Source organism: Microbacterium sp. 20-116 (assembly GCF_041079415.1).
In the GTDB taxonomy this organism is placed as follows: domain Bacteria; phylum Actinomycetota; class Actinomycetes; order Actinomycetales; family Microbacteriaceae; genus Microbacterium.
Genome location: NZ_JBFYGP010000004.1, coordinates 48135 through 69017, shown reverse-complemented (window position 1 = coordinate 69017; position 20883 = coordinate 48135). Strand labels below are relative to the sequence as shown.

The following is a 20883-nucleotide window of genomic DNA, read 5'->3' as shown; positions in this document are numbered from 1 at the left end:
CCCCTCAGGCGCGGCGGCGAGCGCCCGAGACGAGCCTGCGCAACGCGGTGAGCCAGGCGCGCGAGGCCGTGTCGGGCTCGGCGGGCGCGTCCGCCGGCGCGTCCGAGAAGCGCGGATCTGCCCCGGCGGCCCCGGCGACCGGGGCGACGCGCGCATCGCGCCATCGCTCCCACACCACCGCCGCCAGGCGCGGGTCCGCACCGATCGGGGCGGTGGTCAGGTCGGCCTGCGCCTTCTCGATCACGCGCGAGAAGTGCCCCGGTGCGAGGACGTAGCTCGCGGCGACGGTGCGTCGGCCGTCCGCGCGTGCTGCGGCCACGGCATCCGGGATGCGGGGATCGGATGCCGCGGCGTAGGCCGTCACGACGGGGCCGGTGACACCGGCATCCGCCATCAGCTCCGCCATGCGTTCGACGTCCATCACGGCGCCCGGGCGGGTGGAGCCGGCCGCGGCGAGCACGACGGTGTCGTCGGGACCCGCCCCGGCGGCGCGGACGCGGTCGGCGAGGATCTCGGCCAGCACCGGGTGGGGCCCGAGAGCGGGGGCGACGGGCAGTCCGTCGGCGGCCTCCACCAGGTCGACCTCGGTGTGGTAGCCGGTCGACAGCAACAGGGGCACGATCACGATGTCGTCCGTGCGCTCGCGAGCTTCGGCCACGACGTCGGTGACGGAGGGACCGTGCACGTCGACGTACGCCTCGAGCACGTCGACGCCGGCGGGAGCGGTGGCGCGCAGCACCTCGAGCAGTTCGCGCACGACGACGCGGCCCTCTTCGAACCTCGTGCCGTGGGCGCAGGCGATCAGTACGGCGGTCATGCGTCCTCCTCGTCGATCACGTCGAGCCGGTATCCGCGTTTGTAGACGGTGCGGATCAGGTCGAGCCCGCCGAGCGCGTCGCGGGTGCGGGCCACGGCGACCTCGACGGCGTGCCCGCTCGCCTCCGAGCTCGACAGCGCGGCGATCAGATCGGCGCGCGAGACCACCGCCCCCGGCGCGCGCCCGAGCGCGCGCAGGATCTCGACGCCGGTGCGCGGCAGAGGTGTGAACTCCCCGTCGAGCACGATCCCCGATGAGCGGATGCCGAGGCGCCCGACCGTCGTGGGGATCAGCACCGCGTCGGCTCCGCCGTAGTGCGTCACTACGGCGCGCACGAGCGCCCCGAGACGTCCGCGGTCGGGGATGAGCGGGGTGATGCCCGCCTCGAGGAGGGGACCGGCGGTGATCGGCCCGACGGCCGCGACGAGGACGTGCCCGCGGGCGGCTCGGGAGGCCACTCCGTCGAGCGCCTCGGCCCGTTCGGCCGCGAGGATCCACTCGCGCGCAGCGGGAGCGGAGGTGAAGAGCACCGCGTCGATCTCTCCGCGTGCGACCTGCTGGGTAGACGCGGCGACGACCTCGGGATCGGGCGGCGGCCCCCAGCGGTAGATCGTGAGGCTGGTCACGCGGGCTCCGGCCGCTTCGAACGCCTCGTCGAGGCCGTCGGCCCCCGAGCCGTGGTGCTGCACCGCGATGTGCAGTCCGTCGATCCCCTCGGCCACGAGGAAGTCGCGCAGCTCGGCGGCCGTCTCGCTCTCGGCGACCCAGTCGGCCTCGAAACCGGCCTGCTGGATCGCGCCGCGCGCCTTCGGGCCACGGGCGACGATCCGTGCGCCGTCGAGCACGGGAGCGAGCGCATCGTGCAGGCCCGCCTCGTCGGCTGTCTCCAGCCACGCGCGGAACCCCACACCCGTCGTCGCCACGACGACGTCGGGAGGGTCGGCGACGAGCGAGCGCGTCTGCGCGATCAGCTCGTCGTCGTCGACATGCGGGATGATCGTGAGCGCCGGCGCGACGCGCACGCGCGCCCCGTGTCGCTCGAGCGCGGCCGACAGCTCCCCCGACCGTCGGTCGACGGGGAGCAGCACGGTGCACCCCTGGAGCACCGTGCTGATCGTCCGCGCGGGTGTCGTCACCCGATGCCCTCCGGGTGCGCCGCGACCCGGACCGGAGCGTGAGCGGGCTGGAGCGATACCGCAGCCGCCGCGGGCGACGCGGCCGGCAGCAGAAGATCGGCCCGGGCGACCTCGCCGAACACCAGCACCGCGGGATTCGCGAGGCGGTGCGTCTCGGCATCCTGGATCGCCGTACCGAGCGTGGTGCGGATCGTGCGCTGAGCGGGTGTGTGGCCGTTCTCGACGAACGCGACGGGGCGCGTCTCGGGAGCGCCGGCGGCGCGGGCCGCGGCCACGAACCGCGGCAGGGCGCTCACGCCCATCAGCGCGACGACCGTGGCGCTGTCGTCGCGCAGGGCGGCGAGGGTCGCCTCGCTCGGGATTTCCTGACCGTTCACGACATGCAGGGTACCGGCGACGCCGCGGTGCGTCACGGGCACTCCCGCGGCCGAGGGCACGGCGATCGCGCTCGAGATGCCGGGAACGACCTCGACCGCGATGCCGGCCTCGCGGCACGCGATGACCTCCTCCCCGCCGCGGCCGTACACGAACGGATCGCCGCCCTTGAGCCGCACGACCCGCAGGCCCTTCGCCGCTCGATCGATGAGGAGGGCGTTGATCTCGTGCTGCGGCACCGGGTGATGCTGCGGGCGCTTGCCGACGTCGATCAGCTCGACGTCGTCGCCGAGCTCGGCGAGCACGCCGGTGGGTCCGAGCCGGTCGTGCACGACGACGTCGGCCTCGGCCAGCAGAGCGCGGGCGCGCACCGTCAGCAGGTCGACCGGGCCGGGACCGCCGCCGACGAGCGCCACGCTCCCCACGAGCGGGCGGCGTCGGCGGCGGAGCGGAAGGGCGCCTTCGGCGAGGCGCTGCGCGATCGCGTCGCGCACGGCGACGCTGCGGCGAGGGTCGGCACCGGCGGTGGAGACGACGCCCACCATGACGTCGCCGCTCGTGGTCTCGGCGGCCAGGCGCGCGGTGCCCTTGCCGCCGTGACCGGCGTTGACGCACCAGACGCGGCGGGCTTCGGCCGCCGTGACGACGGCGGTGTCGACGGATGCCGCGCCCGTGGCCGTGTGGCAGAACCAGGCCTCGTCGAGATCGGTGTCGGCGAATCCTCTGTCGATCCACTCGATCTCACCCGCGGCGGCGAGCGCGGCGAGCCCCGGCGTCGCGACGGGGGCGATCACCCGTACCCGGGCGCCGGCGGCGCGCAGCCGCGCGATGCGCTTCTCGGCGACGGAGCCGCCGCCCACGCACACGACGAGCTTGTCGGTGAGGTCGAGGCCTGCGAGAGCGATCATCGGGGGTCCCCTTCGAGCTTCACGAATACATCCCCTTCGGCGACCGCGACCGGGTGCACGGCCACCGTCAGCGGGTCCTTGCCCTGCGTGTCGAGACAGGTTCCCGTGCGCAGGTCGAACACCTGCTTGTACATGGGCGAGGCGACGGTGGGCACTCCCCCGCGGTCACCGACGATCCCGCGCGAGAGCACCGCCGCCCCGCTGAACGGATCGATCTGGTCGGTCGCGAAGATCCTGCCGTCGAACGTCCGGAACAGCGCGACCTGCCGGTCACCGAGAAGCGCCGCGGCCCCGCGCTCCACGAGCAGATCGTCGACGCGGCAGACACGGATCCACCCGTTGCCCGGCGCCGACGCCGAGCCCGTCGTCGCGGCCGGGGTCCCGGCATCCGGAGTCGTCTCCATCAGAGTCATGACCGCACCGCCAGCGTCGTTCCGCCGATGAGCACCGCGCCCGACGCGCGTTCTTCGGCCGTGGCGGGTCGGGCCTGACCGCGCTCGGCGACGTAGGCAAGAGAGGGGTCGACCTTGTCGGGAGCATTGACGAAGCTCTGGAAGCGCTTGAGCTTCTCGGGGTCGGCGAGGGTGGCGGCCCACTCGTCTTCGTAGGCGTCGATGTGGGATGCCATGGCCCGGTCGAGGTCGTCGGCGATGCCGAGGGTGTCGTCGAACACGACGCCCTTCAGCGCCTCGAGACCGCCCTCGTACTCCGCCGCCCACGGGGCCGTGCGCTGCAGCCGGTCGGCGGTGCGGATGTAGAACATGAGGAATCGGTCGATCGCCCGCAGCAGCCCGTCGTCGTCGAGCCCCTCGGCGAAGAGCACCGCGTGACGCGGGGTGAACCCGCCGTTGCCGCCGACGTACATGTTCCAGCCGGCCTCGGTCGCGATCACCCCGATGTCCTTGCCGCGCGCCTCGGCGCACTCGCGGGCGCAGCCCGACACCCCGAACTTGATCTTGTGCGGCGAGCGCAGCCCGCGGTAGCGCAGCTCGAGCTGCACGGCCATGCCCACCGAGTCCTGCACGCCGTAGCGGCACCAGGTCGACCCGACGCACGACTTCACCGTGCGCAGCGACTTGCCGTACGCGTGGCCCGACTCGAACCCGGCGTCGACGAGGCGCTTCCAGATGTCGGGAAGCTGGTCGAGGCGAGCGCCGAACATGTCGATGCGCTGCCCGCCGGTGATCTTCGTGTAGAGCCCGAAGTCGCGGGCGACCTCGCCGATCACGACCAGGCCTTCGGGCGTGATCTCACCGCCCGGAATGCGCGGGACGACGCTGTAACTGCCGTCGCGCTGGATGTTGGCCATCACGTGGTCGTTGGTGTCCTGCATGCTCGCGAGCTCTCCGTCGAGCACGTGCCCCGAGTAGAGGCTGGCGAGGATGCTCGCGAGGGCCGGCTTGCAGATGTCGCAGCCGCGGCCGGTGCCGAAGCGCTCGACGATCGAGGTGAAGGTGCGCAGCCCCGAGACCCGGACGGCGTCGAACAGCTGCGCCCGGGTGAACGAGAAGTGTTCGCACAGTCCATTCGAGACTTCTTTTCCGGATGCCGCGAGCTCGGTCGCCACGAGCTTCTTCACGAGCGTGAAGCACGAGCCGCACGCCGCCCCGGCCTTGGTGCACGCCTTGACCTCGACGGCATCCGCGCACTGGTGCTCGGTGACGGCCTCGCGCACGGTTCCGGCGGTGACGCCGTTGCACGAGCACACGATCGCGTCGGCGGGCAGGTCGCCCTGCGGGGCCGGGGCGAGGCCTTCGGGCATGAGGTAGGCCGCCGGATCGCCGCCCAGCGCTCGACCGACGAGCGGGCGCAGCGCGGTGTACGCCGAGGCGTCGCCGACCAGGATGCCGCCGAGCAGCGTCTGCGCGTCGTCGCTCAGCACGAGCTTCTTGTAGACGCCCGATACCGGGTCGGCGTAGGTGACGTCGAGCGCGTTCGGCGTCTCGGCGAACGCATCGCCGAAGCTCGCGACCTCGACGCCCGAGAGCTTGAGCTTGGCCGAGGTGTCGAAGCCGGGGAAGGCGGCCGCGCCGCCCAGCAGGCGGGTCGCGGCGACCTCGGCCATCGCGTACCCGGGGGCGACCAGACCGATGCACTGCCCGTCGAAGCTCGCGACCTCGCCGATCGCCATGATCGCGGGATCCGAGGTGTCGCAGCCCTCGTCGATCACGACCCCGCCGCGGGCGTCGACGCGCAGCTCGGCCGCACGGGCGAGCTCGTCGCGGGGCCGCACGCCGACCGTGAAGACCACGATGTCGACGGCCTCCCACGTGCCGTCGCGCAGCTCGAGGCCGCATACGGCGCCGGTCTTGTCGGCATCCACCCGGGTCGTCACCGAGCTCGTGCGTACCTCGATGCCGCGCGCTTCGATGAGCCGCTGCAGGGTGCGCGCCCCGCCCAGGTCGAGCTGGGCAGACATCAGGCGCTCGTTGGACTGCAGCACGAACGGCGAGACGCCCTCGGCCTGCAGCGCCCCCGCGGCCTCGAGCCCGAGGAGACCGCCGCCGACGACCGCGCCGCGCAGGGGCCGGCCGAGCTCGGCCGAGCGCTTCGCGACCCAGGCGCGCATGCCGGCGACGTCGTCGAGCGTGCGGTAGACGAAGCACCCCTGGTGGTCGAACCCGTCGAGGGCCAGGCGGGCGGCGAACGAGCCGGTCGCCAGCACGAGACGGTCGTACGCGTGCGTCGAGCCGCCCGCCGTGGTGACGGTGCGTGCCGCGCGGTCGATCTTCGTAACGCGCGCGTCGGTCTTCACCCGCACCCGCTCGTGATCGAGAACCGCGGGGTCGAGGGCGAGGTCGTCGGGGGTCTTTCCGCTGAAGATGCCGGTGAGACCGACGCGGTCGTACGGCCCGCGGGCTTCATCGCCCAGCACCGTGACGGACCAGCGGCCCTCGGTGTCGCGGCTGGTGAGGCTCTCGACGAAGCGGTGGGCCACCATTCCCGCACCCACGACCACGACGGACCCGGATGGGGCGGGGTGGAGCATGCCGTCACGGTACGCGGCGGAGTTTGCCGCGGCGTCAGCGGCGTGTTTCGTTCCGGTTGCGGGGTTCGAGCGGGCCATGCCCCGACGCTAGGCAGCCGAGGTTTCCCCCGCCCTCGCGCCCGCGTTACCCCCGGCGAACGTTTCTCTCACGCGGGCGCGGGGGTGGTGTGAGCTTTCGCCCGCGGCATCCGTCTCCGACTCTCCCGCGCCCGTGCGGCGAGCGTCGTTCCGCTCCCCCGCTGAGTGTCCAAAACACCCGGACGAATTTTCGCGACGTCCGGGTGTTTTGGACACTCGATGCCGATCGACCGGGTGGCGACGGGCGCCACGGACCGGTGTCAGTCGACCGGCTCGAGCACGAACAGCTCGATACGGCGGTCGGTCTTCTTCTGGTACTCGTCGTAGTCGGGCCAGACCTCGGTCGCGTAGCCCCACCACTCCTCGCGCTCGGCGCCCTCGGCCTGGTGCGCGTCGTACTCCTTCTTCGTCTCGCCGTCCTGCAGGGCCACGCGGGGGTTCTTCACCAGGTTGTAGAACCACGCGGGGTGCTCGGGAGCCCCACCCTTGGATGCCACGACCGCGTACTTTCCGTCGTGCTCGACGCGCATGAGGGCGGTCTTGCGCAGCCCGCCGGTTTTGGCCCCGACGGTGGTGAGGACGATGATGGGTACGCCCCGCATGTCGGCGGACTCCTTGCCCCCCGTGGCTTCGAAGGTTTCCGCCTGCTGACGGGCCCATTCGCTGGTGCTGGGTAGATACTCGCCTGAGAGTGACATAGCTCACACGATACGTCGGCGTCTTCCCCTCCGGTCTAGCCCCTCCCCCTTTTTCCTGGAGCCTTCATGAGCGCTTCCGCTCCCGAGACCACGGCCGTCCCCGAACCGAAGAACGGCCTCGACCGCTTCTTCGAGATCACCGCCCGCGGCTCGACCGTCGGCGGAGAGATCCGCGGCGGCGTCGTCACCTTCGTCACGATGGCGTACATCGTCATCCTGAACCCGATCATCCTCTCGGGCACGCCCGACGTCGCCGGCAACGCTCTCGGCTTCTCGCAGGTCGCGGCCGTCACCGCGCTCACCGCGGGTGTCATGACGATGTTGTTCGGTCTGGTCACGCGCCTGCCGTTCGCGTTCGCCGCGGGCCTCGGGATCAACTCGTTCCTCGCGGTCGGCATCGTCGGGCAGGTCACCTGGCCCGAGGCCATGGGCCTCGTCGTCATCAACGGCCTCATCATCGTGCTGCTGGCGGTCACGGGCCTTCGCCGCATGATCTTCGAGGCGGTGCCCCTCGCCCTGAAGACCGCGATCACGGTCGGCATCGGTCTGTTCATCGCCTTCATCGGCTTCGTCGACAGCGGCCTGGTCACCTCGACCGGGCTCAGCTCGCCCCCGGTCGGCCTTGGTGTCGGCGGCTCGATCACGACGATCCCCACCGCACTGTTCGTGCTGACCCTCGTCATCACCGCCGTGCTGCTGGTGCGCAAGGTCAAGGCCGCGCTGCTGATCGGTCTGCTCTCGGGCACGGTGATCGCGGTCATCGTTCAGGCCGTCACGGGCCTCGGCGCCAAGGCCGACGGCAACCCCGGCGGCTGGGGCCTGAGCGTTCCGACGCTGCCCGCGCAGTGGGTGAGCCTCCCCGACCTGTCGCTGGTCGGCCAGGTCGACCTGGTCGGCTCTTTCGGTCGCATCGGCGTGCTCGCGGCCCTCATGCTCGTCTTCACCCTCGTCTTCACGAACTTCTTCGACGCGATGGGCACGATGACCGGCCTCTCCCGCGAGGCGGGCCTCGCCGCCCCCGACGGCACCTTCCCGCGACTGCGCTCGGCCCTGGTGATCGAGGGCATCGGCGCGGTGGCGGGCGGCGCGACCTCGTCGTCGTCGAACACCGTGTTCATCGAGTCGGGCTCCGGCATCGGCGAGGGCGCCCGCACCGGGCTCGCCAACGTCGTCACCGGCGCGCTGTTCCTGCTCGCGATGTTCTTCACCCCGCTGACGAGCATCGTCCCCACCGAGATCGCCGCCGCGGCCCTCGTCATCGTCGGTGCGCTGATGATGGCGCAGATCCGCCACGTCGACCTCAGCGACATGTCGGTGCTCATCCCCGTCTTCCTCACCGTCACCGTGATGCCCCTGACGTACTCGATCGCCAACGGCATCGGCGCGGGCTTCGTCAGCTGGGTGCTGATCCAGTCACTGTCGGGTCGCGCGCGTCGCATCAGCCCGCTGCTGTGGATCGTCGCCGCCGGCTTCGTGGTCTTCTTCGCCCGCGGTCCGGTCGAGGCCCTGCTCGGCTGACGCCTGTGCGACCGAGGGGCCCGGATGCCACGGCATCCGGGCCCTTCTCTGTCGCGGTGCTCCGCACGGCGCGCAACTTCTCTGTCGCGGTGCTCCGCACGGCGCGCAATTTCTCTGTTGCGGTGCTCCGCACGGCGCGCAATGCGGCCCCGGCGGCGCCGCCCCGCTGTCATATCACGTGACCTCGCGCGGGAAGCCCAGGCCCGGCCGCCGAGATCACGTGATCGGGGCGAGCGCACACGCCGGGGCATGTGTTCTCGGCGGAGTCACGTGATCTCGCGGCCCGTCGTCGCGCGCACGCAACCCAGCCGCGCGCGAGGCCGAGCGCACCCCGCCCCCGCCGGACATGCGAAAGGGCCCGGATGCCATGGCATCCGGGCCCCGCAGAGAGTGCTGCTTACAGGCTCTCGATGATCTCGCGCATCAGGGCGGCGGCCTCGGACGGCGTCTTGCCGACCTTGACTCCGGCGGCCTCGAGGGCCTCCTTCTTCGCCTGGGCGGTACCGGCGGAGCCGGAGACGATGGCGCCGGCGTGGCCCATGGTCTTGCCCTCGGGAGCGGTGAAGCCCGCGACGTAGCCGACGACCGGCTTGGTGACGTTCGCCTTGATGAAGTCGGCGGCGCGCTCTTCGGCGTCTCCACCGATCTCACCGATCATGACGATGGCCTTGGTCTCGGGGTCGGCCTCGAACGCCGCGAGGGCGTCGATGTGCGTGGTGCCGATGACCGGGTCGCCGCCGATGCCGATGGCGGTCGAGAAGCCGAGGTCGCGCAGCTCGAACATCATCTGGTACGTCAGGGTGCCCGACTTCGAAACGAGGCCGATGGAGCCCTTGCCGGTGATGTTCGCGGGCGTGATACCCACGAGTGCCTCGCCGGGCGTGATGATGCCGGGGCAGTTCGGGCCGATGATGCGGGTCTTCTCGCCCTTGGCCTTCGAGTACGCCCACGCCTCGGCGGTGTCGCCGACGGGCACGCCCTCGGTGATCACGACGAGGAGGGGGATCTCGGCGTCGATGGCCTCGACCATCGCGTCCTTCGTGAAGGCCGGGGGCACGAACGCGATCGACACGTCGGCGCCGGTCTCGCGGATGGCCTCTTCGACCGAGGCGAAGACGGGGAGCTCGACGTCGTTGCCGGACGCGTCCTTGTGCGAGACCGTGGTGCCGGCCTTGCGGGCGTTCACGCCACCGACGACCTGGGTGCCGGCCTTGAGCATGAGGGCGGTGTGCTTGGTGCCCTCGCCGCCGGTGATGCCCTGGACGATGACCTTGGAGTCCTTGTTGAGGTAGATCGACATGTTTCTGTCCCTATCCCTTACGCGTTGGCCAGTTCGGCGGCCTTGTCGGCGCCCTCGTCCATACCGGCGGCGAGGGTGACGAGCGGGTGGTTGGCGGCGGCGAGGATCTGACGACCCTCTTCGACCTGGTTGCCGTCGAGGCGGACGACGAGCGGCTTGGTCGCGGCGTCGCCGAGGATCTCGAGAGCCTTGACGATGCCCTCGGCCACGGCGACACACGAGGTGATGCCGCCGAAGACGTTGACGAAGACGCTCTTGACCTGCTCGTCGCCGAGGATGACGTCGAGGCCGGCGGCCATGACCGTCGCCGAGGCGCCGCCACCGATGTCGAGGAAGTTGGCGGGCTTGACGCCGTTGTGCTTCTCACCGGCGTACGCGACGACGTCGAGGGTCGACATGACCAGACCCGCGCCGTTGCCGATGATGCCGACCTGACCGTCGAGCTTGACGTAGTTGAGGTCGTGCTGCTTGGCCTTGGCCTCGAGCGGGTCGGCCGCGTCCTTGTCTTCCAGCGCCTCGTGGTCGGGGTGGCGGAAGCCGGCGTTCTCGTCGAGCGAGACCTTGCCGTCGAGGGCGATGATGTCGCCGTCTTCGCTCTGGATGAGCGGGTTCACCTCGACGAGGGTGGCGTCCTCGCCCTTGTAGACGTTGAAGAGCTTGACGAAGACGTCGGCGACCTTCGGAGCCAGCTCGTCGTCGAACTTCGCGGCCTTGGCGACCTCGAGGGCCTTCTCGGGCGTGATGCCCTCGATCGGGTCGACCTCGATGCGCGCGAGCGCCTCGGGACGCTCGACGGCGAGCTCTTCGATCTCCATGCCGCCCTCGACGCTCGAGAGCGAGAGGTAGGAGCGGTTGGCACGGTCGAGCAGCACCGAGAAGTAGAACTCCTTGGCGATGCGGGCGCCTGCGGCGACCATGACGCGCTTGACGACGTGGCCCTTGATGTCGAGACCGAGAATGGCCTGGGCCGCCTCGAACGCCTCGTCGGGGGTCTTCGCGACCTTCACGCCGCCGGCCTTGCCGCGGCCTCCGGTCTTGACCTGAGCCTTGACGACGACAACGCCACCGAGCTTCTCAGCGGCCGCCTTCGCCTCCTCAGGGGTGTCGGCGATGATGCCGGCGAGTACCGGCACCTCGTACTTTTCGAACAGGTCACGTGCCTGGTACTCGTAGAGATCCACGGACAATCCTTCGCTGGGCGATCGGTGGTGGGAGGAGGCGAACTCTCTCGATATCAAGAGATCTTCGCCAGTCGACAACCCTACTAGACGGGGCTGAAGACCCCCGACCCTTGAAGAGAGGCATGCGCCTAGTCTGGCGATGACCCCCGACATTCGCCTCGCCGTCCGGAGCCCCCATGCCCTCCGCCGTCACCCTCATCCGCGCCGCCGCCCTGTCGGACGCCGCCGAGTACGCCTACGCCGCCACCGCTCCGGCCGACGCCCGACTGATCTTCCTCGCCGGATTGTGTCCGCTGAACGACGACGGCTCGACCGCCGGAGTCGGCGACTACGCGGCGCAGGCGGCGAAGTGCGTCGAAACGATGACGGTCGCGCTGCGCGCAGCCGGCGCGGAGCTCACCGACGTGATCAGCACGCGCGTGCTCGTGGCATCCACCCGTCAGGCCGATCTCGTCACCGCGTGGGAGGTCGTGCGCGACGCCTTCGGCGACCACGACGTGCCGAGCACGCTGATGGGCGTCACCGTCCTCGGCTACGACGATCAGCTGGTCGAGATCGAGGCGGTCGCCGCGGTCGTCGACTGACCGCGAGGATCACCCCACGACCGCGAACCGCTCCAACACCACCGACGTGTCGTCGTCAACGACGAAGGCGCTCCCGAGCTCTTCACGCATGGCATCCGAGGTCCAGAACCGCACGTGACCGCGGCGCCAATCCGAGACGGACGCGTACCCCTCGCCCTCGTCGAGCGCATGGGCGAGCGAGACGTCCCGCAGAGCGACGATCTCTACCCCGGTCGTCTCGATGACGCACACCGGCTCACCGGCCGAGTCGACCACGGCGCCCCGATCCCCGACCGCCGGCAACGGCTCCCCCGCGACGAGATACTCCCGCACGAGCGAGCTGGTCGCCGTCTTCTCCCCCGCGCGGATCGCCGCGACGATCCGGTCGCGTCCCGCCCCGGGGAACATGAACTCGATCGGGGGCAGGTCGCCGGTCATACCGGCATCCGCTTCTCGAACCGGAACATACGGTCGGGGCCGGGGTGATCCCCCTCGCTCCCGGCCTCGGGGCGCTGCCCGGGGTGAAAGAACTCGACGATGTGGAAGCCGCACCGGTTGACGGAGAAGTGGATGTTCCGCTGGTCGACGTACGGCGTCTCGGTCTCCCGCACCTCGGTCTCACATCTCACCGAGCTGAAGATCCCGTTCGTCACGCGTCGACGGTACGCGATCCCGGGTGGGGCCGTCGAGGCGCGAGCGCACGTCCCGGCGGTCGTCTGGCTCGGGACGACCGCGATCGACAGCGGGCGGGGTGACGACGCCGCGCGGGCGGCATCCTGTGCCACCCGGAGCGCCTCACCCATCGGCCGGCGCGGATGAGGCGGACGCGCGAGCGATGAAACGCACGTGCCACGCCGCCTCGACTCCGAGGAGGTCGGTCTGCGAGTGCATCGCCAGGACGACGCCGAATGACCCCCGTCTCACCATAATCTCGGGGAAGAGACCCACCATCGGTTCGATCTCCATCACTCCGTGAGGGGTATGCATACGACATCGCGTCGTCCACGCTCGCCAGGTGGATCCGCTTGCGCTCTCCGCATACCACCCCTGTTCGGGGTCCCAGAGTTCTGCTTCCGCATCCGGCACCGCGAGATACACGACGAGCTCGCTCGTTCTCGACCCCGCACGTCGCGCGCGCGCGCGAAGGATGAGATGCGAACCCGAGCATGGTTCGACCCACCATTCGTCGATCCCGGTTCCGTAGCTCAGACGCGGGTCGGGCGGAGCCCAAACCGCACCCGCATCAGGGTCGTACCGGCTGGGCTGCAGCGCGAACCACATCGACGAGCGGAACCCGCTCAGGGGGCCGAGCCGACGATCCGGCGGTGCCGCCTCCACAATGCTCACACCGCCGAGTCTCCATTCCATGACGCCCTCGTTCACATCGACGGCGACGGCATCGGCGGCGGAACAACGAGCAGCGGCCTCGACACGGACGGGCGAGTCTCGCGCGTGACAACGGGTATCGGGGAGGTCCGTGGACTCGCGCCCACGTCGAGCGTCGTTCCTCGACCGCGCAGCGATGGCGGAGACGGACCCGTTTCGGGGAACATACCTGTAGTTCAGCGACGCCTCGGCGCAGACGCGAGCAAGATGAGGACCCTCGATCCGCCACTGTCCGGGGGAATGCACCTCGATCCGCAGCTCGAGCCCCGTCAACGTCTCGATCCACACCGCCTGAGTACCCTGCGCCTCGCAGACATCCTCTGCGGCCGCCTCGAAATCCGTGAGATCGCGGGGCCACACACCACGGATGTAATGCGCCGAGGCGGGGGAATCAACCGACGGCGACGTGACCGTCAACGTTGCCGCCCGGAACCCCGACCACGGGAAGATCGCGATGCGCTCCCCGTCGCGATGCGTCACCGCGACGTCGAGCCCTCCCCGTGCGAACTCGACGGTCCTCACGATCTCTCCATCGGTAGAGATCCACCGCTGATCCTCCACGGTGCTCGTGACCATCCGTGCCGCCGGACGACGGACCCCGGCCGGAATGCGCCGATCCACGGGGAACGGATCCAGGGCGAGCGGACCGAGATGACGGGGATGCTCGATGCGAATCGCGCCGTCCGCAGTCTGCAGCACCGCGGAGAAGCCGCCGGGCAGGGGATGGACCACCTCTGCGGGGGAGTCACCGGCGAGGGGCTCCGCGCCGATCCGCCGACCGTCGATCCGGAGTCCCCCGACGGTGGCCGACAGGATCTCTCCGGTGTCGGCGTGGGTCACCGCGGAGACCGGACGACCATCGATCTCGAGGTGGTACGAGATCGTCGGTTCGCCCGTTCGATCTCGTCCGACGCCACTGGTCAGGGTCTGCCTGCGCGCCTCCCTGATCGTCTGGGCACTGAACCGAGAGGGGCCCGACACCGATGATCGTTCGGGCTGGAGCGCGGCCGCCACACCCGGCAGATGGTTGACGAGTTCGAGATAGCCGTCCTCGTCAGGGCGTCCGTCACCGACCAGTCGGAACCCGATACGGACGTAGAGGGGGAAAGCCCGACGATTCGCGGGATCGACTTCGACGCGCAGGGATCGCGCACCGAGGTCGGCGAAACGCGCAAAGGAATCGTTGAACAACCGACCGACGAGGAAACCGGCGCGCAGGGAGGGGCTGACGAAGAACATCACGGCGAAGAGCTGCCCGTCCGGGGCGACGCGGCGACCGGACATCCTGGCGTACCCGAGGGTCCCGACGATCCTGCCGTGCTGCTCCGCCACGATGAACAGCTTCACGGCGCGTTCGGTGAGGATGTCGAGGAGGATGCCGGCGGTGGCCGCACGGCCCGAAGCGATGGGGCCGTACCCCTCTTCGTTGTAGAACGCCGCTACTCGGTGCGCGTCGCGGACCGGATCGAACACACGGATGTCGACCACGACGATCACCGGATGGTCCGCGACAACCGCCACGCACCGAGACAGGCGAAGACGACGGCGACCATCACGAGCGTGCCCACCGCGACGCCGGCGCTGACCGCGAACCCGCCGACCGAGGCCGACATCCCGTAGAACTCGCGAAGGGCGCGTGCCGTTTCCTCCTGTCCCCCGACGAGCGCGACGAGCGCCTGCTCGGTATAGGGGCGTCTGATGAGCATGGCCGCCTGCGCGAACGGGAGGAGGTTGATGCCATCGACAACGGACGTCGGCAGGGTGCCCGCGGGAACATACGCGCCCGAGAAGAACCCGATCAACGACCCGACGACGGTCGACAGGGCGGTGAATGCTCCCGCGGACCGCAGGAACGTCACCGCGAAAGCGGCGAGCGCCGAGAACGCGGCGCTCGAGAGAAGAACGGCCCCCCAGGTCTCGCCCGCATTGGCGGGGCTCAGCAACTCGTCGCCCTGGGTCAGAAGGTACACCTGGCCGATGGCGATGATGATCGAGGTCATCACGACGGAGACCGTGAAACCCGCGATCATGTACCCGAGGATGAGATGGGTCCGGCGAATAGGCGAAACGATGAAGTCGCGAAAGCGGCCCGAGACGTTGTCGTCCACGAAGACGCCGAGCGCAGCGATCGACGTCGTCAACGTGGTGATCATGGTGATGCCCGCGAACACCCAGGAGTTCACGAACCACCGGACATCGGCATCCGGAGCCGTCGGGAACCGCGCTTCGAGGCTGTCGACTTGGATGCCGCCGAGGAAGAGAGCATAGAGCGCGATGAGGATGAGCGCGGAGAGCAAGGAGAAGAACACTCCGACGCGATCTCGAAAGAACACGCGGAGGTTGCGAGTCGTCAGCACGGCGATGCTCCTCATGCGTCCGCTCCCCCGACGAGAGTGAGGAACACGTCGTCCATCGTTCCGTGGCGAAATTCGAAGTCGTCGATCGGAAGGACCGCGAGGAGCTCCTTGGCTGTCTGCGACGACGCCATCGGGATCACGAGATCAGCACCCACCGCACGGACATCGATCCCCCGGGTGCGGCACGCGGCGATCACCCCGGCGTGGTCCTCGGACCGCACGGTGAGGATGCTGGAGCTGTATCGAGAGCGCAGTTGCGCAGGCGTCCCCCCGGCGATGATCCGCCCCCGATCGATGATGCACACGCGATCGGCGTTCTCGGTCTCCTCCATGTAATGCGTCGTGAGGAAGACCGTCGTCCCGGCGGTCGCGCGCAACTCGTGGATCGTCGCCCAGATCCTCTCCCGGGACTGAGGGTCGAGACCGGCGGTGGGCTCGTCGAGGAAGAGCACACGCGGCTCGTGCACGAGCGCACGGGCGATGTCCGCCCGCCGCTTCTGACCGCCGGACAGCGTCCCGTAGCGCCGTTCGAGGAATGAGCCGAGTCCGACGAGATCGGATAGCGTTCCGATACGGCGACCCGCCTCGCGCGTGTCGAGTCCGTAGAAACCGGCTCGGACCGCGAGATTCTCGCGCACGGAGAGCAGAGGGTCGAGAAGGGAGGACTGGAAGACGGCTCCGATGCTCGCACGAACGTCGTGCGGGTGATGCTCCACGTCGTAGCCGCTGACCGAGATCACGCCCGACGTCGGCGCGAGCGTGGTCGTGATGCAGCCGATCGTCGTCGACTTACCCGCGCCGTTCTCCCCGAGGAACGCGAAGACGGAACCCGACGGCACAGAAAAGGACACGTCGTGCACAGCGCGCCGTCCCCCGTAGTCCTTGCAGAGATTGACGACCTCTATCGACATGAGCGCTCCTTCTTCCCTCTCCCCGTGCATCCGCGGCGCCGTCCCGTCCTCACGGGCCCGTCTCCGGGACGGGCGGAGTGGCCACGTCGTGCGCGTCCACTGCGGTCGCTCCCCCGTCGGAGAGCGCTGCGGCGGCGCGCTCTTCCGTCGGGATCCAGTTGCCATGGAGCCCGAGCGGTACGCGCGCGGGCAGATGGACCCGTGCCAGTTCGTCGCCCTCGAAGTCGGCGGCGGACAGGATCACGAGGTCGCTGGCTCCCCTCCCGGGCTCGTGCACGTAACTGAGCACGTAGCCGTCGTCTTCGGCGCCCGTCCCCCCGCGTCGCGCCACGAACACCGCCTCTCCGATCGCCGCGTCCCGGGGGAAGCTCCGCCGCTGGGTACGACCGCCCAGGAGGTCGTGCCGGAACAGGACGTTGTCGAACTCGGCGTCCGCGATCGTGTCGAGCTCTCGCGGCCTCCACGTGTCGACGAACGCGGCGGCGCTCGCGGTGTAGACGAATCGGTGCGGACGCCCGAGAACGCGATCATCGACACGGGGGAACTCCTGCGGGCGATCGTCGAGAATCTCTCGCCTCACTCGACCCGTACGCGTGTCGATCGTGAAGCGTTCGAGCGACGGAGTCCCGTGACCGCTGATCTCCCCCGTGCGTCCGCGGAACATGGATGGGTGCGTCACGACGTCGAGGACGATGCCACTCGACGTGTCGTACGCGTTGACGGTGTGGTAGACCCACACGGGCTCGATCTCGAACCACTTCGGCTCCGCCTCGGAGCTCCCGCGTCGCAGGAGACCCAGCCGCGCCACCGCCCTCGGGTTCCATCGGAAGGGGAACGGGTCGCCCGCGACGGCCGACAGCGCATGGAAGGTCACCGGCAGATCCATGAGGACGAGGTAGCTCGGTGTCAGCGCGAAATCGTGCATCATCGTCGCATGCGGGAGCTCGATGCTCTCGCTACGGACCACCGCCCCCGTTGCCGCGACCACGGTGTAGTCCACCGTGAACGACCCCGCGAAGTAGCCGAGGCTGTGGAGGTCGCCGGTGACCGGGTCGACCTTCGGATGAGCAGACATCGCCCCGTGCAGATCACCCTCGAAGTCGCATGGCCCGACAGTGTCCAGTTCGTCCGTGAGCTCGAACGGGAGTGTTCCCCCCTCTGTGAGGGAAAGGGTCCTTCCCGCGTGGCCGATCACGTTGATGTTCGATGCGGCATCCATCCCTCCCAAAACTCGGTAGGTGCGCCGCGGCTCCCTCAGCGCGCGAGACACCGGAGCCTGCCGGACCCATCGATTGCGATACCACTCGGCGCGGCCGCCGGAGATGCGGACTCCGTGGATCATCCCGGCGCCGAGGTAGTAGTGAAAACGCGGATGCTCGACACCGAGCGGGTTGGGGCCGTTACGCAGGTAACGCCCGTCGAGGTCTTCGGGAATGATGCCCGTGACCGGCAGATCTAAGGCGGTCACCTCCTCCCGAACGGGCGCGAAGTGGCCACGGCGGTAAGGCGACAGACGAGCCATGGGTGCGGTCTTCTCTCGGTTCATGGACGGCGGATCAGACGTCGCGAGCGATCGCGACCGGCGACAGGCGCAACATCCTCCGGGTGGAGAGGACGTTCCCGAGGAGCAGGGCGATCAGCATCACCGCGGCGGTGACGGCTACATCGCCGATGCCGAGCCACGGCCGAAGCGTGCGTTCTCCGAACAGTTGCACGCCACTCCCGATCGGGATGCCGATCACCCCGCATATCACGACGCTCACGATCGACACGATCGTTCCGACCGCGATCATCGAGGCTCCGACGATCAACGTCTGTGCGGCGTACACCGCGCGCACCGCGTTCGCCCCGAAGCCCATCGCCCGCATCGTGGCGATCTCGCCGCGCTGCCGTCGGAGCGCGAAAGCGACGACGTTCGCGACGAGCACCGCGCAGATCAGCGCCATCACGCCGACGAGCGCCCACATGGTCGTGCGTTGGGCCGCCCGGATCCCGAAGATGAGCCCGGCGGTGTCTCGCGCGGTGAAGAAGGCGACCCCCGGGAACCGGGTCGCCAACGCCGTCGTCTCGGCCGCTGCGTCGACCCCCGGCACCACCGTGAGAAGCACTTGTGTCAGCGCGTGGGGACGTTGGAGGATCTGCTGCACGCCGGCGACGTCCATCACGATGAAGCTGGAGCGGAACAGGCCGAACCGACTGTTGTCGTATACGCACGACACCCGCACCGGCGTCGAGGCGTTGGACTCCGGCGCGCCCGCGACGGACAGCGTCAGAGTGTCGCCGACCGCGAGGCCGAGGTCGTCGCGTTGCCGCTGATTGATGCACACCTCCCCGGCTCCCCTCGGTGCCGAGCCCGCAAGGAGCACATAGCCCTCTGCCGCGGTGTCCGATCCGACCACGACGACGCCGGTATCGGTCCCTCGCGCCGAGAGCTGCGCACCCGCCGTGATCCTCGGCCGGACGTCGGTGACTCCCGTCGATCGCCGCAGATCCGAGACCAACTGCCCACCGGCGTCGTCGAGGTACGAGACCACGTCGGTCGCGGGGTTGAGCATCGAGTACCGGTAGCCCGGGGCGAAGCCGGACACATCACCGCTGATGAGGTCCTTCGCGGACTGCGTCATCATCGTGCCCATGCCGTTGATGGCGGCGAAGGAAAGCAGAAGGCCGAGCGTCGCAACGGCCACGCTCGAGAAGGTCCGGACCGTTCGCCGATCGGCGCGGATCATCGCGAACGCCATGAACAGGATGTAGCGCGCCGTCACACCCGCTCCTCGCTCGCCGGAGCCTGCGTGTCCGCGACGCGAGGACGAGTCATCGGTCCGAGCCATGAGCGGCTGCCTCCCGACGTTCGGATGCAGCGAAGTAAGCGGCATCGCTGCGGAACAGCCGCCTCGTGAACTCGGGGTTGTCGCGCAGCTGCTGCCGCACATCGACACCGAAGTTCTCATCCGGAACATGTCGCGATGGATCGGAGACCGCGTCGATGAAGTCGTCGACGCGACGGCGCATCATCCGGCCGTGCTCCGAGTCGCCATAGTCGAAGACGATCATCGGGCTTCCGACGTTGTACGCCTCGACGACGCTCGCACCGTAGCTGCCGAGCACTCGTCGGAGATAGTCCGAGGCATGAGTGGAATCGACCGGACTCGCGGACGTCGACAACGCCAACGCTCCCTTTCCCGCGAGCAGTCGGCGGTGGCTCAGGCGCGTCGTTCTCTCGACGAAGGTCATCATTGTCGAGTTCACGTTGGCGCAGTAGTTCGGACTCGCCAGGATCACGCCGTCTGCATCGAGCATCTGCTCGATGATCCGTTCCACGTCGTCGTCGAACACACAGCCGTCCGTGCGGAAGCATCGCCCATTGCCGTCGCACACCGAGATTCTTCGTTCCCACAGGGCGATGTCGTCGAACGACCAGTCGGGTCGACGACCGAGCAGGTAATCCCGCACGGCGGAAAGCAGCACCCGCGTGTGACTCAGGGTGTTCGGCCTCGGGCTCGAGTGGACGGCGACGATCTTCACGACCCACCTCCGCTGGGGACTCCCGAATCCGAGACGATCGCACCGTCGGTCAGGTGGATCACGCGTCGCCCCGTCTCGATCACACGGTCGTCGTGAGACGAGACGAGGATCGTCACGCCGTGCTCGTCGTTGAGCCGACGTAAGAGCCGGAGAACCCCGTCGGCGCTCACCGAGTCGAGACTCGCCGTCGGCTCATCCGCCACGACCAGAGCGGTATCGCTCGCGACCGCGCGGATGATGGCCGCGCGCTGCTGCTGCCCGCCCGATAGCTGCGCGGGGAGCGCGTCGAGCTTGTCGCCGAGCCCGACCGCGTCGAGGAGGGCACGGGTACGCTCACGCGCCGCACGGGTCAACCTCTTCTGCAGCCGGAGCTGCAACACCGCGTTGTCGTACACCGAGAGCGATGAGACGAGGTTCGACCGCTGGAACACATATCCGACGCGGTCACGGCGGAAGTCGGCGAGCGCTCGGGGCGACAGGGCCGTCACCTCCACGTCGTCGACCCGAACCGATCCCGACGATGCGGTATCGAGACCGCCGATGATGTTGAGGAGCGTGGTCTTGCCCGACCCGGACGGTCCCGCGAGCACGACGAACTCACCCGAGGAGACGTGAAGAGAGATGTCGCGATTCGCGTGCAGAAGATCGGGGCCGTCGCCATAGGTGCGATGGAGATGGTCGACGACGATCACGAGGACGCCCCCTCGACGAAGCTGTAGCTGATCTCGGCGCTCGCGACGGTGCGCCCATCGACGGTGGCGGCCGCACGCACCTTGCCCATCGATGCACGGCGGGCGAGATTGTCGGCCGTCAGGATGAGCCGGTCACCCGGGCGCACGACCCCCCGGAATCGCGCTGCGTCGATCCGAGCCAGCACGCAGAGACGGCCCCCGATGTCGAAGAGCAGGCCGCCCGTCTGCGCGAGCGCCTCGATGATCATCACGCCGGGCATGATCGGGTTGCTGGGGAAATGTCCGGCGAAGTACGGCTCGTTGATCGTCACGTTCTTGATGGCGACGATCCGCACATCAGGAACGAGCTCGTCGACGCGATCGAGGAGGAGAAACGGATGACGATGCGGCAACCGTTCCATGATCTGAGAGGCGGTGACGGGGGCGGAGCGGGGAGCCTTCATCGGCCC

The 20883-nt window shown here is 69.4% G+C and carries 20 protein-coding genes; 2 read left to right on the top strand and 18 right to left on the bottom strand.

What is annotated here, in order from left to right:
- Positions 1-4: 4 nt before the first annotated feature.
- The 6 genes from AB6V29_RS09615 to AB6V29_RS09590 all read right to left on the bottom strand — a co-directional run bounded on the left by AB6V29_RS09615 (position 5) and on the right by AB6V29_RS09590 (position 7001).
- A complete protein-coding gene (locus AB6V29_RS09615) occupies positions 5-817 on the bottom strand; it encodes a sirohydrochlorin chelatase (protein WP_369358296.1) in 813 nt (270 codons plus the stop codon).
- A complete protein-coding gene (locus AB6V29_RS09610) occupies positions 814-1953 on the bottom strand; it encodes a uroporphyrinogen-III synthase (RefSeq protein ID WP_267786266.1) in 1140 nt (379 codons plus the stop codon). Before AB6V29_RS09610 ends, AB6V29_RS09615 begins: the two co-directional genes overlap by 4 nt.
- Positions 1950-3236 (bottom strand): uroporphyrinogen-III C-methyltransferase, encoded by a 1287-nt coding sequence (gene cobA / locus AB6V29_RS09605; protein ID WP_369358293.1) that lies wholly within the window; start codon positions 3234-3236, stop codon positions 1950-1952. Before cobA ends, AB6V29_RS09610 begins: the two co-directional genes overlap by 4 nt.
- On the bottom strand, positions 3233-3649 hold the full coding sequence (nirD, locus tag AB6V29_RS09600) for a nitrite reductase small subunit NirD (protein ID WP_210072216.1): 417 nt from the start codon (positions 3647-3649) through the stop codon (positions 3233-3235). Before nirD ends, cobA begins: the two co-directional genes overlap by 4 nt.
- Complete coding sequence (nirB, locus tag AB6V29_RS09595) at positions 3646-6225, bottom strand: nitrite reductase large subunit NirB (RefSeq protein ID WP_369358583.1); 2580 nt, start codon at positions 6223-6225, stop codon at positions 3646-3648. Before nirB ends, nirD begins: the two co-directional genes overlap by 4 nt.
- 338 nt (positions 6226-6563) lie before the next feature.
- Positions 6564-7001 (bottom strand): nitroreductase family deazaflavin-dependent oxidoreductase, encoded by a 438-nt coding sequence (locus AB6V29_RS09590; protein WP_369358291.1) that lies wholly within the window; start codon positions 6999-7001, stop codon positions 6564-6566.
- A gap of 66 nt (positions 7002-7067) precedes the next feature.
- On the opposite strand from AB6V29_RS09590, the gene AB6V29_RS09585 reads away from it, so the two are divergent.
- Positions 7068-8519: an NCS2 family permease gene (locus AB6V29_RS09585; protein ID WP_267786262.1), complete on the top strand. Its 1452-nt coding sequence runs from the start codon at positions 7068-7070 to the stop codon at positions 8517-8519.
- A gap of 397 nt (positions 8520-8916) precedes the next feature.
- On the opposite strand, the gene sucD is transcribed toward AB6V29_RS09585, so the two are convergent.
- Positions 8917-9819: a succinate--CoA ligase subunit alpha gene (gene sucD / locus AB6V29_RS09580; RefSeq protein WP_369358289.1), complete on the bottom strand. Its 903-nt coding sequence runs from the start codon at positions 9817-9819 to the stop codon at positions 8917-8919.
- Positions 9820-9836: 17 nt separating this feature from the next.
- Positions 9837-11000, bottom strand: a complete 1164-nt coding sequence (gene sucC / locus AB6V29_RS09575) for an ADP-forming succinate--CoA ligase subunit beta (RefSeq protein ID WP_369358287.1) — start codon at positions 10998-11000, stop codon at positions 9837-9839.
- Between the two features lie 176 nt (positions 11001-11176).
- Between sucC and AB6V29_RS09570 the strand changes: the two genes are divergently transcribed.
- Positions 11177-11584: a RidA family protein gene (locus AB6V29_RS09570; protein ID WP_369358285.1), complete on the top strand. Its 408-nt coding sequence runs from the start codon at positions 11177-11179 to the stop codon at positions 11582-11584.
- A gap of 9 nt (positions 11585-11593) precedes the next feature.
- Here AB6V29_RS09570 and AB6V29_RS09565 read toward each other — a convergent pair whose 3' ends face one another.
- Genes AB6V29_RS09565 through fabZ form a run of 10 tightly spaced genes read right to left on the bottom strand, consistent with a single transcriptional unit; the run spans position 11594 to position 20877 of the window.
- Positions 11594-12001: an ASCH domain-containing protein gene (locus AB6V29_RS09565; protein WP_307315332.1), complete on the bottom strand. Its 408-nt coding sequence runs from the start codon at positions 11999-12001 to the stop codon at positions 11594-11596.
- Positions 11998-12348: a hypothetical protein gene (locus AB6V29_RS09560; RefSeq protein ID WP_369358281.1), complete on the bottom strand. Its 351-nt coding sequence runs from the start codon at positions 12346-12348 to the stop codon at positions 11998-12000. The genes AB6V29_RS09565 and AB6V29_RS09560 overlap by 4 nt, the downstream gene beginning before the upstream one ends.
- Before the next feature lie 10 nt (positions 12349-12358).
- Positions 12359-14470, bottom strand: coding sequence for a GNAT family N-acetyltransferase (locus AB6V29_RS09555; protein ID WP_369358279.1), 2112 nt, complete (start codon positions 14468-14470; stop codon positions 12359-12361).
- Positions 14443-15321, bottom strand: coding sequence for an ABC transporter permease (locus AB6V29_RS09550; protein WP_103206617.1), 879 nt, complete (start codon positions 15319-15321; stop codon positions 14443-14445). The genes AB6V29_RS09555 and AB6V29_RS09550 overlap by 28 nt, the downstream gene beginning before the upstream one ends.
- Complete coding sequence (locus AB6V29_RS09545; RefSeq protein WP_141375225.1) at positions 15318-16217, bottom strand: ABC transporter ATP-binding protein; 900 nt, start codon at positions 16215-16217, stop codon at positions 15318-15320. The genes AB6V29_RS09550 and AB6V29_RS09545 overlap by 4 nt, the downstream gene beginning before the upstream one ends.
- A 49-nt stretch (positions 16218-16266) precedes the next feature.
- Positions 16267-17739 (bottom strand): carotenoid oxygenase family protein, encoded by a 1473-nt coding sequence (locus AB6V29_RS09540; protein ID WP_369358275.1) that lies wholly within the window; start codon positions 17737-17739, stop codon positions 16267-16269.
- Positions 17740-17773: 34 nt separating this feature from the next.
- Positions 17774-18982: an ABC transporter permease gene (locus AB6V29_RS09535; RefSeq protein ID WP_369358273.1), complete on the bottom strand. Its 1209-nt coding sequence runs from the start codon at positions 18980-18982 to the stop codon at positions 17774-17776.
- Positions 18983-19031: 49 nt separating this feature from the next.
- Positions 19032-19742 (bottom strand): flavodoxin family protein, encoded by a 711-nt coding sequence (locus AB6V29_RS09530; RefSeq protein WP_103206620.1) that lies wholly within the window; start codon positions 19740-19742, stop codon positions 19032-19034.
- A complete protein-coding gene (locus tag AB6V29_RS09525) occupies positions 19739-20434 on the bottom strand; it encodes an ABC transporter ATP-binding protein (RefSeq protein WP_369358271.1) in 696 nt (231 codons plus the stop codon). The genes AB6V29_RS09530 and AB6V29_RS09525 overlap by 4 nt, the downstream gene beginning before the upstream one ends.
- Complete coding sequence (gene fabZ / locus AB6V29_RS09520; RefSeq protein ID WP_369358582.1) at positions 20431-20877, bottom strand: 3-hydroxyacyl-ACP dehydratase FabZ; 447 nt, start codon at positions 20875-20877, stop codon at positions 20431-20433. The genes AB6V29_RS09525 and fabZ overlap by 4 nt, the downstream gene beginning before the upstream one ends.
- Positions 20878-20883 lie beyond the last annotated feature (6 nt).